The sequence below is a fragment of the Kribbella qitaiheensis genome, assembly GCF_042657745.1.
Classification (GTDB): Bacteria; Actinomycetota; Actinomycetes; order Propionibacteriales; family Kribbellaceae; genus Kribbella; species Kribbella qitaiheensis.
Window position 1 is genome coordinate 97088 of record NZ_JBHSKE010000034.1, and the last position, 14669, is coordinate 111756.

Here is a 14669-nt window from a genome sequence, read left to right on the forward strand (position 1 = left end):
GCTAGGCAGCACGGGCGACGGAGAAGGCAGCCAGCACGGCCTCGGGTTGCTCGAAGGCGGGGTCGTCCGCGGCGTCTTCGATGACGTGCAAGGGCCATCCGTAGCGGAGGCTTGCCCGCTGGGCCACGTCCAACGGAGTCTGGCGGTCATGGCGCCCCCAGATGAGGGTTGTGGGTACCGAGATCCTCGCCAGCTCCTCCTCCGGTACGGCGTGCCACGCAAGCCCGGGCATCATGCCTCGGAGCGCTGCCTTCTGGTCGGGTGAGGTGGCACCCTCGAGGGCGTAGGTCATGAGCGGCTGCCAGAGCGGACCGAGCTGGTCCCGCAAACGGTTCATGTCGACGAAGCAGTGCCGGAAGAACCGGTCACGGCTGCCGGCCGTCGGCCTCGCGAGGAAGTTGATCAACGTGAGCGTGAACAGCGGCGACGGCCGGAGTCGACGCAGGCCGAACGTGTCGACCAGGAGAAGCCTACGGAGTTTCTCGCCATGAGCTATTGCGAATCGAGCACCGATCGCACCACCGAGCAGGTGACCTGCCAGGTCGGGAGGCGATGGGCACGTCTGCTCGATCAGTTCTCCCAGCCAAGCGAGCACACGGTCTACGTCGAGTGGCGCGTCGCCCACCCGAGAAGCACCGTGGCCGGGCAGGTCGGGAACAATCACTCGATTGGTCTTCACCAGCTCCGGAACCACCCGAAGCCAGGTGAAGGCGAACTCCCCTGGACCATGCAGCAGGACGATCGGCGGCCCATCACCCCCGGTCAGCACCGCGGTCGAGACACCGGCCAGCATCAGGCGTCGCGCTGTCACCGGGGTCGCCGCCAGCAACTGGTCCCGGGCCGTGTCGCCGTCTCTCTTCTCTACCTCAGGTTTGCTCATGGCGATGGCCTCCCGCCGAACGTCCAGGCCTCGACGCTAGGCGACGCCACGACGTGAGCGCATCGGAAGGAATGCCCATCTCAGCCAGACCCTGATGGGTAAGCCTGTGTAGAGCCTCATGCAACTCGCCCCACCTCACCGGCAACCCGCGGGCGGTTGACCGTGCTTGCGTTCGCGGGGGAGAGTCGGGAGCGGATTGAGGTGGTGGGCCGATGGACCACAAGACCGCTCAGGGCTGGCTCGACCGGTACGTCGAGGCGTGGCTCTCCTACGATCCGGGCGACATCGGCGAACTGTTCAGCGAGGATGTCCAGTACCGCTACCACCCGTATGACGAGCCGATCGTCGGTCGAGCCGCGGTCGTCGCGTCGTGGCTCGGGGAGACCGAGTCGGACAACGCCTCCACCCGCGACGCACCCGGCACCTACGAGGCGAAGTACTCCCCGGTCGCGGTCGACGGTGACGCCGTGGTGGCCACCGGCGTTTCGCAGTACCGCGAGGTGCCTGGCGGGCCGGTCGTCAAAGCCTACGAGAACTGCTTCGTCATGCGCTTCGACGGCGAAGGACGCTGCCGTGAGTTCACCGAGTACTACCTCCGCCGCCCCTGAACGATCCGTGGCAGGACTGTCCACCGATCATGCCTGGATAATCGTTGACAGTGTCAATATGACAGTGTCATGATCCGCAGATGGAACTGTGGACGCTTGGTGAGTTGGCAGAACGGGTGGAGACGGCGCTGGCCGACTACCCGGGGCAGGTCAATGGCCGGGTGCGCGCCGTTCCGGACCGGCGGGCGATCCGCTGGTACACCACGATCGGCCTGGTCGACCGGCCGGCCGAAATGCGCGGCCGCACCGCTCTCTACAGCCGCCGCCACCTGCTGCAGTTGGTCGCGATCAAACGGCGGCAGGCGCAGGGACACACTCTGGCGCAGATCCAGGCCGAACTGGCCGGCGCCACCGACGAGTCCCTGCAGCCGATCGCCGCTCTCATCGCCGACCCGCCCCGGCCCACCGCCGAAACGCCCCAACCGACCGCCGAAACGCTCCAGCCGTCCCGATCCCGATTCTGGACCGATCGGCCGATGCCAACCCCGGATCCAGCCGGGACGGCCGAGTTCGTCACCGCGATCCGGCTTGCCGACGGCGTCACCGTGGTGCTCGACCGAGCGGCCGACACCACCACGCCAGACCCCGCACGACTGGCCGCTGCCGCCGCTCCGCTGCTCGCCGAGCTGGCCCGGCAGCGGCTGCTCCCCCGACCGTCAGGAGACGAGACATGACCGTTCTACCCACTGTCGGCCCGGCTGAACTGCGGGACGACGCCGACGACCGCGGCCTGGGCGCGCTGCAGACCGAGCGAGGAAACCTGCCGCTCGAGCGGATCGACGTCCACGCCACCATCACCGGTCTCGTCGCCCGAACCGTGCTGACCCAGGACTTCCACAACCCGCACGACGTCCCGCTGGAGGCGACGTACATCTTCCCGTTGCCCGACCGAGCCGCGGTGACCGGTCTGCGGATGACAGCCGACGACCGAACCGTCGATGCCGAACTGCAGGAGCGTGCCGAGGCGCGTGCGACGTACGACGCGGCGCTGGCGGCGGGTCAGCGGGCGTCGATCGCCGAGGAGGAGCGGCCGGACGTATTCACCCTTCGGGTCGGGAACATCGTGCCCGGCGAGCGGGTGACAGTGCGGCTGACCCTGGTCGGCCCACTCCCGTACGAGGACGCCGAGGCGACGTACCGGCTGCCGCTGGTGGTCGCGCCGCGCTACATCCCCGGAGCACTGCTGCCCGGACGCAGCGTCGGCGACGGAGTGGTGCCGGACACCGACGCGGTACCGGACGCGTCCCGGATCACCCCGCCGATCCTGTTGCCGGGCTTCCCCAATCCGGTCCGGTTGAGCATCCAGACCGACGTGGACCCGGCCGGGCTCCCATTGCACGGCATCCGGTCCAGCCTGCATGCGATCGGCACGGAGACCGGCGACCGGATGACCAGCGTCGCGATCAACCCGGGCGAGCGCGTGGACCGGGACTTCATCCTGAGGCTGGCGTACGGCGAGGCCGAGGCGACCGCCACCACCTTCACCGTCGAGCCGGACAAGGACGATGAGGGGACGTTCGAGCTGACCGTGCTGCCACCGGTCGAGGCCACCGTGCCGCGCCCACGGGACGTCGTACTGGTGCTGGACCGTTCCGGCAGCATGAGCGGCTGGAAGATGGTCGCGGCCCGGCGGGCGGCCGCGCGGATCGTGGACACGTTGACCGCTGCCGACCGATTCGCCGTGCTGACCTTCGACAATGTCGTCGAACGGCCGACAGGACTGCCGGAAGGGTTGTCCGACGGCACCGACCGGCATCGGTTCCGCGCTGTCGAGCACCTGGCCGGAGTGACCGCCCGGGGCGGCACCGAACTGCTCGCGCCGCTCCGGGAGGCGGCCGCGTTGCTGAGCACCGACGGCGAGCGGGACCGCGTTCTCGTCCTGGTGACCGACGGACAGGTCGGCAACGAGGACCAGATCCTGTCGGAGCTGGGCGCGACCCTGGGCGGCCTGCGGATCCACACGGTGGGCATCGACCGGGCCGTGAACGCGGGCTTCCTCGGCCGGCTGGCCGGTCTCGGCGGCGGCCGCTGCGAACTGGTCGAGAGCGAGGAACGCCTGGACGAGGCACTGGACCGGATCCACCGCCGGATCGGTACTCCGTTGCTCACGAACCTCGCGCTGTCGGTCGACGGGCTCACGTTGCTGGACGACTCCATCAGCCCGGCGCGGATGCCGGACGCCTTCGCCGGTGTCCCGCTGGTACTGCGCGGGCGGTTCCGCGGCTCGACGGAGAAGGTCGTCGCTCGGCTGCACGGCATCACCGCCTCGGGCGAGAAGTGGGAGGTGACGGTGCCGGCGGTCCGCGCGGAAGGTGCGCTGGCCGCGGTGTGGGCACGCGGCCATCTGCGTGACCTCGAGGACCGGTACGCCGCCGGGGCCGCCGACTCGCAGGCGCTGGAACACCGGATCGTCGCGGTGTCGTTGCGGCACCACGTGCTGTGCCGGTTCACCGCACTCGTGGCCGTGGACTCCCGGGTCGTCGCGGAAGGTGGTCCGCAGCACCGCGTGGTCCAGCCCGTCGAACTGCCGTCGGGCTGGGACGTCCAGCAGTTCTCCGGCCTCCAGTCCGCCGCCCATCGCCCGGCGGGTGACGCGGCGATGCCTTTGTCGCTGTCGTCCGCACCGCTGTCGTCCGCACCGCTGTCGTCCGCACCGCCGTCGTACGCGCCGCGGGCGGGCCACGCGCTCGGGGCACGCAGGGAGCGGGCCGGCGGAGCCCACCTCGGAATCGCGGCCTCGCGGGGAGAACTCAACCACGACGCACGGACGCAACTTGCCGCCGAGGCGCACCTGCTCCGGAACGCCGGCACACCGACGACACCGGAACGGTTGACCATCCTGTCCGACCTGGCCAGCCGCATCTTCGCGGTGATCCAATATGTCGGACCGCAGGCCGATCCGCTGCGCGAACTCGCCACCGCCCTGGCGACCTGCGAAGGCCCGAACCCACCCCGCGGAGCCGACCTCGACGCCCTGTGGCAGCGAGCCCTGGACGTCCTCGACAAGTTCGCCGGCACCCCGCCGACCCGGCGCGCCTTCTGGAAACGCTCTTGAACTAGTGGTTGGTCGCGGAGTCGAGCTTGTTCAAGCTGTTGGCAAGCTCGGTCCGCGACCGCACCGAAAGCTTGCGGTAGATCCGCGTCAGGTTGGCTTCCACCGTCTTGACGGACAGGAAGAGTTCAGCGGCGGCCTCCTGATTCGAGTGTCCCGATCCAACCAGCTCGGCGACTCGGCGTTCCGTTGCCGTGAGCATGGAAGTCGTGGTGGGGTGCAGCCCGACCCGGACGGCTTCGTCGCGAGCTCGTTCCGCCCATCGCGGTACACCCAACTCCTCGAACGCGTCCGCCGCCGCGCTCAGGGTCTCGTCGGCCAGGCGTTTGTATCCGGCACGACGGTAGACCTGTCCCAGGGCAAGCCGGGACCGAGCCGCCTCGAACGGACACTCGGATCCCGGTTGATCGACAACCTTGCGAAGCTCGGTCAAGGCGTAGTCCACGTCTCCACGCGCTGCACTCAGCAGTGCCTGGCAGCGGTCCGCGGCGACCGCTGCTTCCGGCCTGCCGGCTTCCCCTTGACGTCGTAGCAGGGAGATCGCGGTCTCGACGTCCGGCAGCGCACCGACCTGGAGGGCGGCGTCGGCGAGGTCGACGGGCCACAGCAGTTGCTCCAGGTCGACCAGCTTGGTGCTCGCGAAGATCTCAGCCAGTTCGCGCAGCGGCTCGAGTGCCGCGTGCCAGTTGCGAGCGGAGGTCTCGATGAAGCCGAGCTGTGCCAGGAAGCCGCCCAGCCAGTACCTCAACCCGCTGGTTCTCGCCCGGGCTGCCGCGCCCTGGGCTACCTCGCGAGCCCCGTCCAGGTCGCCCGCGTATTCCTTGATCAGGATGCGGGCCATGTCCTCCTGGAGGCCCAAGGCCGTCCATGCACCCAACCGGTCCGCCTCATCCAGAGCAGCCTGGGCGTCACGCACCTTCGAGGCGCGGATCAGGGCGAGGATCAGCCAGATGTACAGGCTGGACAGATCGCCATAGCGGCCGGCGTCGATGGCCCGCACGATGGCGTCGCGGACAACCGGTTCGGCCGTCTCGTCGTTCCAGGCTGCATAGAAGGCGCGAGCCCCGGCCCATTCCGCAGGGGACAGCTCGAGTGGCGAACTGTCGACCAGCCGCTCCATGTCGCGCAGCGTCTGCTCGGGTCGGCCCACACCCCAGAGCCACTCGATCGACTGTCGCTGGTACAGCGCAACGAGCTGGATGTCCGGACGCTCGGCCGCGTCCGCCTCGGTGATCGCCAGCTGGGTCAGCCGCAGCGCAAGGCTGCCGTGACCCTCCATGCGGTGATGCTCGCTGAGCATCTGCAGAATCTCGGCACGGACCGCGCCCCTCGGTGCCAGCCGGAATGCTTGCTCGGCGAGGGACCGAGCCGCTCGCAGGTCGGTGGCCAGCCGAGCCCGCCGCGCCAGCACCTGAGCTCGCTGCTCCGGGACAGCGGCCAGCGCCGACCCTTTGTCCAGGGCTGCCCGGGCTGACAGGGCATCGCCGGCATCGAGGTACGTATCCACGGCGCGGAGCCAGCGACGGAAGCTGTCGGCGATATCCACGGTGGACGGGGTCGCCAGCGCGGCTCCTTCCTGCAACTCGCCGGCCAGCGGCTGGGCTCCACGGCTCCGGGAGATTTCGGCTGCGCGTTCCAGTTCAGCGGCGACTGCTTCATCGGGAGCGGTGATCGACTTCGACCGGTGGCGAGCGCGCTCGACCGGGTCTTCGAGCTTCTCCGCGAGAACGCGGTGCGTACGACGCCGCTCGTCCGGTGCGGCGGCGTCGTAGATGGCCGAGGCCAGCAGCGGGTGGGTGAAGGCGACGACCGACCCGGCACCTACGAGCGCCACGTCTGCATCCCTGGCTGCTTCGAGGGCCGGCCACAGCCGAACCTCCGGGACGATCCCCTGCAACTGCGTCACGGTGAGCCGCCCCGCCGCGGACACCAGCAAGAGGACCTCGCGTGAGTCCTGCGGTAGTCGCCCCACCCGCTCGCGGAGAAGGTCGGCCAAGCCAGGAGGTACAGGAAGGACCGGATCATGGCCATCCTGACCGCTCCCACGCCAACTGGACACGTCGGCTTGCATCGCCCGCGCGATCTCCAGAGCCAGGAAAGGATTCCCACCGCTTGCCCTGGCCACCCCGGCAGACATGGGCGGAGTCCATCGCGAACCCAGGCGCTTCCGAAGCAGTTGACCGACCGCCCAGTCCTCCAGCGGTGGCAGGGAGAACTCGTGCCGTGGCTCGGGCAGGCAGCGGATCAAGTCGGTACCGGCGTCCGGATCCGACCTCGTTCCGATCAGGACGCCCAACCGGTGAGGTTCGACGGAGAGGCGGCGGAGCGCGAAGCTGAGGCTGCCAACGGTTGCCTGGTCCAACCACTGCAAGTCGTCGATGATGAGCACGACCGGCTCCGACTCGCACAGTTGCGTCAGCAGACCTCGGACAGCCAGCGGTACAGCCAAGGCGTCGACCTCTCGGCCGTCGGGTTCGGCACGCTGCAGAGCAACCGCCAGTGCTCGTCGCTGCGGAGCCGGAAGGCCCTGGTCCGCGCCGTCCGGACACTGGCCGATCAGTTCGGCCAGCCCCGCGAAGGGCAACCCCCGGTCGAACTGCGTCGGGGTGACGGAGAGCACCCTTCGCCCCCGGCGCTGAGCCAGTTGATCCGCGACCTTCAGCAGGCTGCTCTTCCCAGCACCAGGCTCGCCGATGGCGACGGCGCTTCCACCCTGGTCCAGGACGTCGCTCATGACTCGCACCGCGTCCTCGCGGCCGAACAACCCGTAGGCGGCCGCCGATACCTCGTTCACAAGGGTCATCATCCTGTACCGCGTCCGTCAGGATCGAGGGTCTTGGTCGAGGGGTATCCCTGATGCCTCGAGCTCAGGCCCACGCCTAGCGTCACCGGCGTATCTCCCACCAACTCAAGGAGGAACGTCATGATCACAGGCACCCGACCGGCAGTGGTACTCGTCCACGGCGGGTTCGTCGATGGCTCCGGATGGCGGGGCGTCTACGACCGGCTGCGCGCACAGGGGCACCGGGTCGCGGTCGTACAGAACCCGACCGTGTCCCTCGAGGGCGACGTGGCCGCCACCCAGCAGGTCCTCGACGACCTCGACGGCCAGGCTGTACTCGTGGGCCACTCCTACGGTGGCGTCGTCATCACCGAGACCGGCAGCGACCCGCGCGTCGCAGGCCTCGTGTATATCGCGGCGTTCGCCCCCGACAAGGGCGAGTCCGTGAACACCCTGATCGCGGACCCGCCGCCGGGAGCTCCCGTTCCCCCGATCCTGCCGCCCAGGGACGGCTACTTGTTCCTGGATCGGGAGAAGTTCCACGACTCGTTCGCCGGCGACCTCCCGGCCGACGAGGCGGCGTTCATGGCCGACTCACAGCTCCCGTGGGGGGTTGGCGCACTCGGCGGCACGGTCACCGAACCCGGCTGGCGGCTCAAGCCGAGCTGGTACCTGGTCGCCGGCGACGACCGCATGATCCCGCCACCGGCCCAGCGGGGCATGGCCGAGCGCGCCGGCGCGACGGTCCGCGAGGTCCCCGGCAGCCACTCGGTCTACGTGTCTCAGCCCCAGGCGGTCGCCGACCTCATCCACACCGCCGTCGAGTCCCTCACCTGACTCGAGGCGCCCGGCACCGTCCCGTTCGTTGACAGCATCCCTGGTGGGTCGCAGGCTGCAGGAGCGGGCGGTGTCAGCCCGAGGGGAGGCAGCATGCGGTACGGCGTCTATTTGCCTAACCAGGGCGCGTTTGCCGACGTAGGGGTGCTGGTCGAGTTGGCCCAGGCGGCGGAACCAGCGGGATGGGATGGGTTCTTCATCTGGGATGAGTTGCTGCCGCTGCATGCCCACAACGAGGCAGTTCGGGCCACGCTCGGGGAGTCCGACGACGCGGCCGATGCGATGGTGGCGCTGACCGCGGTGGCGGCCGCGACCGAGCGGATTCGGCTCGGCGCTCTCGTCACCGCGGTGGCCCGACTGAAGCCAGAGGCATTCGCTCGCCAAGCGGTGACGCTCGACCAACTGTCAGGTGGTCGGCTGATACTCGGCGTCGGTCTGGGACATCCGGACGATCAGTTCACCGCGTTCGGGCTCGACGTGGACCTGCGCACCAGAGCGGCGATGGTCGACGAGTTCCTCGACCTGGTGAACCGGCTGTGGAGCGGCGAACCAGTGGAGTTCACCGGCAAGTACTACGCCTGCCATGGCGTCGCGATGGCACCCACACCAGCACAGCGTCCACGGATCCCGATCTGGATCGGCGCCGGCGGCTCGTACCGCGCACCCCGTCGCCGCGCAGCGCGCTGGGACGGCTTCGCCCCGGCGAGTGAGCAATGGCCGGTCGAGCTAATTCCGCCCGAGACCTATGCCGAGATCGCCGAAGACCTCCGCGCCGCAGGAGCCCCGACTTCGCAGTACGACCTAGTCCTGATCAGCAACGCCGACGCGACCGAGCCGACGCCCGCCACGATCCCGGAGTACGAGCGCTCCGGCGTCAACTGGCTCCTGGTCCAGGCGCTCACGGTCGCCGATGCCAGGGCCCGCATCCTCGCCGGGCCGGTTGGTGGCGAGGTGGGGCCGGCGGGTTCAGACTGACGGTATGAGTGAGCCCATCCGCGTATTCAGGCCGGGTGATCTGGTCGCGGCAGACCCGACCTCGGGGATGCTGCGGAGCCGGGCGTTCGAACTTCCCATCCTGTGGGCCGGTCGCGTCGAGACCGCTCCGGGCGCGATCTCCGGATGGCACCACCACGACCTCAACGAATCAAGCCTGTACGTCGTGTCGGGCGTCCTCCGGCTGGAGTTCGAGGGCAGCGACGACTACCTCGACGCGGTCGCCGGAGACTTCGTCCACGTCCCCGCCTACACCGTGCACCGCGAGGGCAACCCCACCGACGAGCCGTCCATCGCCATCATCGCCCGGGCCGGCGGCGGCATCCCTACCGTGAACGTGGATCCACCGCCGACCCGCTTCAGCTGATCAGGGCATCTGCTCGTAGGCCGGGAGGGTGAGGAAGTCGATGTAGTCGTCGGCCAGGGCTACCTCGAGGAAGGTCTTGCGGGCCTCGGCGTAGCTGTCCGGGTCGTCCAGCTTGGCGATCTCCTCGTCGGCGATCTGGGTGACGAGGTCGCCGGTGACGGTGGTGCCGGTGTCGAGGACGACCTTGTTGTGGCGCCACTGCCAGATCTGTGAGCGGGAGATCTCGGCGGTCGCGGCGTCCTCCATCAGGTTGAAGATGCCGACCGCGCCGGTGCCCTCGAGCCAGGCGGCGAGGTACTGGATCGCCACGCTGACGTTGTTCCGTAGCCCCGCCTCGGTCACCTCGCCCGGTGTCGACGCCACGTCCAGCAACTGCTCGGCGGTGACGTCGACGTCCTCGCGGAGCTTGCCGAGCTGGTTGGGCTCGGAGCCGAGCACCGAGGTGAAGACCGTCTTACAGATGTCGACCATGCCCGGGTGCGCGACCCAGGAACCGTCGAACCCGTCGCCGGCCTCGCGCGTCTTGTCCGCCTCCACCTTCGCGAAGGCCTGCTCGTTCACCGCCGGGTCCTTGCTCGGGATGAACGCCGCCATCCCGCCGATCGCGTGCGCCCCGCGCTTGTGGCAGGTGCGGACCAGCAGTTCGGTGTAGGCCCGCATGAACGGCACAGTCATCGTCACCGAGTTCCGGTCCGGCAACTGGAAGTCCGACCCCCGGGTCCGGTACGTCTTGATCACGCTGAACATGAAGTCCCAGCGTCCCGCGTTGAGCCCGGCCGAGTGCTCGCGCAGCTCGTACAGGATCTCCTCCATCTCGAAGGCCGCCGGGTACGTCTCGATCAACACGGTCGCCCGGATCGTGCCGCGCGGGATGCCGAGGAACTCCTGCGCCAGCACGAACGCGTCGTTCCAGAGCCGCGCCTCGAGGTGCGACTCCATCTTCGGCAGGTAGAAGTACGGGCCCTGCCCGCGGTCGAGCTGCAACTGTCCGCTCGCCGCCAGGTAGAGCGCGAAGTCGACGAGCGAGCCCGACGTCACCTCGCCGTCCACCAGCAGGTGCTTCTCCGGCAGATGCCAGCCGCGCGGCCGGACCACGATGGTGGCGAGCTCCTCGTCCGGCTTCAGCTGGTACGACTTGCCCGCCTCGCTGGTGAAGTCGATCTTCCGGTTGATCGCGTCGAGCAGGTTCAGCTGACCGCCGACCACGTTGTCCCAGGTCGGCGTGTTCGCGTCCTCCTGGTCCGCGAGCCACACCTTGGCGCCGGAGTTCAGCGCGTTGATCGTCATCTTCTGGTCGGTCGGCCCGGTGATCTCCACCCGCCGGTCCACCAGCCCCGGCGCCGGGTCGGCCACCCGCCAGGACGGGTCGTCCCGAAGGGCCGCGGTCTCCGGCAGGAAGCCGAGCGAACCACCCGCGGCGATCTCGGCGACCCGCTCCCGCCGCTTGTCGAGCAGCTCCAGCCTGCGGCCGTTCAGCTCCTGGTGGAGCAACCCGATCAGTTCCAGAGCCCGCTCGCTCAGGATCTCGTCGTACCGCTCGTGCATCGGTCCAAGGATGTCGACTGACACAGACAACTCCTGTCTCCGGTTTCGTCCCACTGGTGTCCTAGCTCAGAACCACGACTTCGTGATCGGTGACGCGCGCTACTTCGACCGTAATCCAACCGTCCTCGACGCTCACCTCGGCCTCCCCGCCGGCCACCAGCAACTGCGCCCGCTCCCGCTCGAACGGCAGCCGGATCGTGAACGGCCCCGCGGGCGTCAGCTCTTGCAGCCGCCCCTGCCAGGCGCCGCCCTGGTCGAGGTTCACCAGGTGCAGCACGATCGTCTGGCCCTGCCGGTAGAGATGGCAGTCGAGCACGCCCGCTCCCTCCACCGACAGCGGGATGGTCCCGCGCGCGGCCCAGCGGACCAGGTTCGCCAGCAACCGGCCGTGGTCCGGATGGTGGTACCGCGCGTACAGCCGATCGAGATCCGCCGCGAGATACGCGACCCGGGACGACGACCCCAGCACCACCGCCGGTACGTCGGTCCGCGGCTCGGCCATCCACGACTTCTCCGGCGGGTAGATCGGGAACGGCGGCACCCAGGTGAGCGCCACCGCCGCCTCCGGGTCGGTCCGGACAACCTCCAACTGCCCGCCGAACGGCAGCACATCGGTATCGCCAAGACCGTCCACCACCGAGCGGTCCTCGATCCGGAGGTAGCTGTGGCTGTCGTACGTCTCCCAGCTCGCCGCCTCCCCGGACGCACGGCGCTCGCCGGTCCGGTGCACCCCGAGCACGTCCGCGAGACCGAAGTCCTCGCGCTGATCGCCCCACTCGTCGTACAGGCTCGACTCGCCCGTCACGACGAGCCCGCCACCACCCGCGGAGAACGCTCGCAAGTCGTCGCACTGGGCGTCGGTGAGGACCCCGACATTCGGTACGACGATGACGTCGAGGCCCGCCGCGTCCCGTGCGACGTGGTCCGCGTGCACCGGCAGATAGGGGATCCGCGCGCGGATCAACGCGTCCGCGAACCCCCGGTACGGCGCCAGGCTCCGCGACTCCGGGTCGTCCTTGCCGTAGAAGTCCACGCTGCGCTGACTCCACAGCAGGCCCACCGTCGCGATCGGTTCCCGGTCCACCAGGTACCGCTCGTTCTGCTCGTGCCAACGGAACAGGGACTCGGCGGTCGCGTACTGACGACGATCCTCGTGCACCGAGCCGATGTGGTGCCACCACGGCTGGATGCCGCCCGCGAACCCCTCGACCGCCCACATCCGCGCCTCCGCCTCGGGCTTGCTGCCGAGACGGAACGTCGGCCGGCCGGCGTCGTACATCGCGGTGCTCTCCGGGATCAGCGCCGACCAACCGAGCAGGCCGTGCAACTGCTTGCCACTGTCACCGTTCGCCTGGAACCCCTTGCCCTCCTGACGGTACTGCGAGTCCAGCATGAAGATCGGCGTCCGGGCGCAGATCGCCCGGTTGTCGCGCAACCGCTTGCTCTGCGCAACGATCTCGCCGCCGTTCATGCCGATCCACAGACAGTCCCGGCCGCCCGCGCCGGTGGTGACGTCGTTGTTGAGATCCCAGACCGCCATCCGTTGCGCATAACTCCAGACGATCCACCGCCGGTACGCCGGGTCGTCCCAGTCCACGTGCTCCGGAAGGTCCAGTCCGGCGGTCTCCTTGAAGGAGGCCCCGCAGTTCAGGCAGTAGCAGACGTGGTCCCGGTCGAGGCCGCTCCAGCTGTTGTCGGTGATCCCGTCCGGGGAGCTCCGCTCGATGATCTCCTCGAGGACCCCGGGCAGGTAGTCGCGGTAATACGGCCCGCTCACGCAGGCGACGTACAACTCACCGGCACGATAAGGGTTGCCCTCGGCATCGATCGCGAACCAGTCCGGGTGCGCGTCGTAGAAGGACTGGTGCGCCCGGTTCGAGTCCATCCGCGCGAGCACCACCAGGCCCTCGTCCCGGGCCGCCTCGACGATCTCGCCGTACAGGTCGCCGTCGCCGAGGAACTCCGCCCGGTGCTGCAGCGGGAACTTGCTCGGGTAGTACGCGACGATCCCGCCGGCGTTGACGATCACGCCCTGCACCCTGGTCCGGCGCCACTGGTCGCGCCACCAGGCCGCGTCGTACCGGGCCGGGTCCTTCTCGGTCAGGTTGGTCTGCGCCCAGCGCAGGGTGCGCCGGTACCAGGGTGCGCCGCTCATCCGTTCAGGCTCTTCATCGCGGCTCCCGCGCCGGACAGGTTGTCCAGCACCATCTCGGAGTACTTCCGGCTCAGCACGACGCCTTCGGCACCACCTTCGAAGGCGGCGAGCACCGCGTCCCGGACGCTGTCCGGAGTACAGGCGGTGAGCTCACCCTCGTTGTCGTCCCAGTTCACCTTGCCGACGTCGCGGGCCGGCTCCAGCCGCTGCTTCGCCCGGCCGACCGGGATGTCGATGTCGATGCCCGGGTAGATCGCGCTGTCGCCACCGACCCCGGCGACCGCCCGCTCGGTCTCGCGCCGCACGTAGTCCGCCGTGAATCCGGTCTGCGGCAGCTTGTCGTAGTCGCCCTCGTCGAGCTGCAGCAGCTTCATCATCAGCGGGTAGACGTCCTCGGGCTCCGCGTCGCCGAACAGCGCGCTGCAGATGTTCTTCACCCAGGTGTAGAACCGCGGCCCGGCACAGTTGTTGTAGATCACCACCTTGATGAAGTCGGAGAACTTCGCCATCTCCGCGTAGTTCTGGTCCGCCCGGTAGAACGGGCTGAACGAGATGTTGTGGTAGACGTGCCAGCCGACCTGGACCTCGGGCGAGATCGCCTTCGCGACCCCGTGGATGTCGCGGTAGATCTGCCGCTGGCTTTCGGTCCACAACGTCTGCCAGGCGAGCACCTCGGGGAAGTTCAGCAGGATCCGCCAGAAGGTGACGAACGCGCCGTCGGCCGGCCGTTCACCCGCGCCGACCCGGTTGTTCCACTCCACCAACTCGCGATAGCCCTGCTGGGCCCGGGCCACGTCGATCCCGCGAGCGCGGCCGATCTCAAGGCAGTGCGGGCAGAAGCAGCCGATCTCGGAGACCTCGACCGGTCCCTGCATCAGCATGTTGAGCGGACCGGGCCGCTCCGAGCACCAGGCGAGGCCGTCCAGCTCGTAGCTCTGCACGTAGTCCTCGACGAACCCGAGGTGCCAGTTGCGGTAGTCCGGGTTGTTGAAGCACGGCCGCCGTCCCGGCCGCGACCAGGCGTCCACCTCCAGCACCTTGGCGAAGTTCGGGTACCGCCGCAGCTCGCGGGCGCCACCGCTCTCCTCCATCCAGGCGAACGACTTCATCCCGCGCTCGCGGGCCTTCGGGATCACCTCGCCCAGCAGGTCGAGCTCCGGGTGCTCCGGCGCCCGCCCGACCGCGCCGAGCACCGTGTTCCCGTAGTACTGCGGGTGCGGTGTCGCGTAGTTGCCGCCCACCCAGCCGAGGTCGTACTCCGATCCACCGTGGTCGGGGATCGGGTGGCCGGGGATCTGCCGGCCCCCGGTACCGCGGGTCCAGGTCGGCGTGGCGAGGAACAACGCGTTCACCGCGCCCCGCTCGGCCAGGATGTCCAGCGTCTGGTCGACACCTTCGTCGACGAACGAAACCGCCCCGATCTGCATAGCCACAAGCCTGTCCGGCAAGT

Annotated in this window: 11 protein-coding genes; 6 read left to right on the forward strand and 5 right to left on the reverse strand. The window is 69.1% G+C overall.

All coding sequences use genetic code 11. From position 1 onward, the window contains the following. Nucleotide 1: 1 nt before the first annotated feature. Nucleotides 2–880, reverse strand: a complete 879-nt coding sequence (locus tag ACFPJ1_RS22975) for an alpha/beta fold hydrolase (protein WP_380106867.1) — start codon at nucleotides 878–880, stop codon at nucleotides 2–4. Between the two features lie 212 nt (nucleotides 881–1092). Here ACFPJ1_RS22975 and ACFPJ1_RS22980 point away from each other — a divergent pair, with 212 nt between their 5' ends. From ACFPJ1_RS22980 to ACFPJ1_RS22990, 3 genes are all read left to right on the forward strand, one after another. Next, the gene (locus ACFPJ1_RS22980) at nucleotides 1093–1488 is read left to right on the forward strand and encodes a nuclear transport factor 2 family protein (protein ID WP_380106869.1); all 396 of its coding nucleotides are present in this window, start codon (nucleotides 1093–1095) and stop codon (nucleotides 1486–1488) included. A gap of 80 nt (nucleotides 1489–1568) precedes the next feature. Further along, complete coding sequence (locus ACFPJ1_RS22985; protein ID WP_380106871.1) at nucleotides 1569–2162, forward strand: helix-turn-helix domain-containing protein; 594 nt, start codon at nucleotides 1569–1571, stop codon at nucleotides 2160–2162. Next, nucleotides 2159–4543 (forward strand): VIT domain-containing protein, encoded by a 2385-nt coding sequence (locus ACFPJ1_RS22990; RefSeq protein ID WP_380106873.1) that lies wholly within the window; start codon nucleotides 2159–2161, stop codon nucleotides 4541–4543. Before ACFPJ1_RS22985 ends, ACFPJ1_RS22990 begins: the two co-directional genes overlap by 4 nt. A gap of 1 nt (nucleotide 4544) precedes the next feature. Here the strand turns inward: ACFPJ1_RS22990 and ACFPJ1_RS22995 are convergent, their stop codons facing one another. Beyond that, complete coding sequence (locus ACFPJ1_RS22995) at nucleotides 4545–7334, reverse strand: ATP-binding protein (protein ID WP_380106874.1); 2790 nt, start codon at nucleotides 7332–7334, stop codon at nucleotides 4545–4547. Between the two features lie 129 nt (nucleotides 7335–7463). Here ACFPJ1_RS22995 and ACFPJ1_RS23000 point away from each other — a divergent pair, with 129 nt between their 5' ends. From ACFPJ1_RS23000 to ACFPJ1_RS23010, 3 genes are all read left to right on the forward strand, one after another. Further along, complete coding sequence (locus ACFPJ1_RS23000; protein ID WP_380106876.1) at nucleotides 7464–8159, forward strand: alpha/beta fold hydrolase; 696 nt, start codon at nucleotides 7464–7466, stop codon at nucleotides 8157–8159. Between the two features lie 93 nt (nucleotides 8160–8252). Beyond that, nucleotides 8253–9134: a TIGR03619 family F420-dependent LLM class oxidoreductase gene (locus tag ACFPJ1_RS23005; RefSeq protein WP_380106878.1), complete on the forward strand. Its 882-nt coding sequence runs from the start codon at nucleotides 8253–8255 to the stop codon at nucleotides 9132–9134. 4 nt (nucleotides 9135–9138) lie between these two features. Beyond that, nucleotides 9139–9519, forward strand: a complete 381-nt coding sequence (locus ACFPJ1_RS23010; protein ID WP_380106880.1) for a cupin domain-containing protein — start codon at nucleotides 9139–9141, stop codon at nucleotides 9517–9519. Here ACFPJ1_RS23010 and aceB read toward each other — a convergent pair whose 3' ends face one another. From aceB to ACFPJ1_RS23025, 3 genes are read right to left on the reverse strand one after another with little or no spacing between them, the layout of a single operon-like run. Next, entirely contained in the window at nucleotides 9520–11088 is a 1569-nt protein-coding gene (aceB, locus tag ACFPJ1_RS23015; protein ID WP_380106881.1) for a malate synthase A, read from the reverse strand. A gap of 37 nt (nucleotides 11089–11125) precedes the next feature. Continuing rightward, entirely contained in the window at nucleotides 11126–13219 is a 2094-nt protein-coding gene (locus ACFPJ1_RS23020; RefSeq protein WP_380106883.1) for an alpha-amylase family protein, read from the reverse strand. Continuing rightward, a complete protein-coding gene (locus ACFPJ1_RS23025; protein WP_380106885.1) occupies nucleotides 13216–14646 on the reverse strand; it encodes an alpha-amylase family protein in 1431 nt (476 codons plus the stop codon). The genes ACFPJ1_RS23020 and ACFPJ1_RS23025 overlap by 4 nt, the downstream gene beginning before the upstream one ends. Between the last annotated feature and the right edge of the window lie 23 nt (nucleotides 14647–14669).

What these genes read in the sequence shown, in the direction of transcription:
- ACFPJ1_RS22975 (WP_380106867.1), bottom strand. Translation starts at nt 880, where the DNA reads ATGAGCAAACCTGAGGTAGAGAAGAGAGACGGCGACACGGCCCGGGAC.
- ACFPJ1_RS22980 (WP_380106869.1), top strand. Translation starts at nt 1,093, where the DNA reads ATGGACCACAAGACCGCTCAGGGCTGGCTCGACCGGTACGTCGAGGCG.
- ACFPJ1_RS22985 (WP_380106871.1), top strand. Translation starts at nt 1,569, where the DNA reads ATGGAACTGTGGACGCTTGGTGAGTTGGCAGAACGGGTGGAGACGGCG.
- ACFPJ1_RS22990 (WP_380106873.1), top strand. Translation starts at nt 2,159, where the DNA reads ATGACCGTTCTACCCACTGTCGGCCCGGCTGAACTGCGGGACGACGCC.
- ACFPJ1_RS23000 (WP_380106876.1), top strand. Translation starts at nt 7,464, where the DNA reads ATGATCACAGGCACCCGACCGGCAGTGGTACTCGTCCACGGCGGGTTC.
- ACFPJ1_RS23005 (WP_380106878.1), top strand. Translation starts at nt 8,253, where the DNA reads ATGCGGTACGGCGTCTATTTGCCTAACCAGGGCGCGTTTGCCGACGTA.
- ACFPJ1_RS23010 (WP_380106880.1), top strand. Translation starts at nt 9,139, where the DNA reads ATGAGTGAGCCCATCCGCGTATTCAGGCCGGGTGATCTGGTCGCGGCA.
- ACFPJ1_RS23020 (WP_380106883.1), bottom strand. Translation starts at nt 13,219, where the DNA reads ATGAGCGGCGCACCCTGGTACCGGCGCACCCTGCGCTGGGCGCAGACC.
- ACFPJ1_RS23025 (WP_380106885.1), bottom strand. Translation starts at nt 14,646, where the DNA reads ATGCAGATCGGGGCGGTTTCGTTCGTCGACGAAGGTGTCGACCAGACG.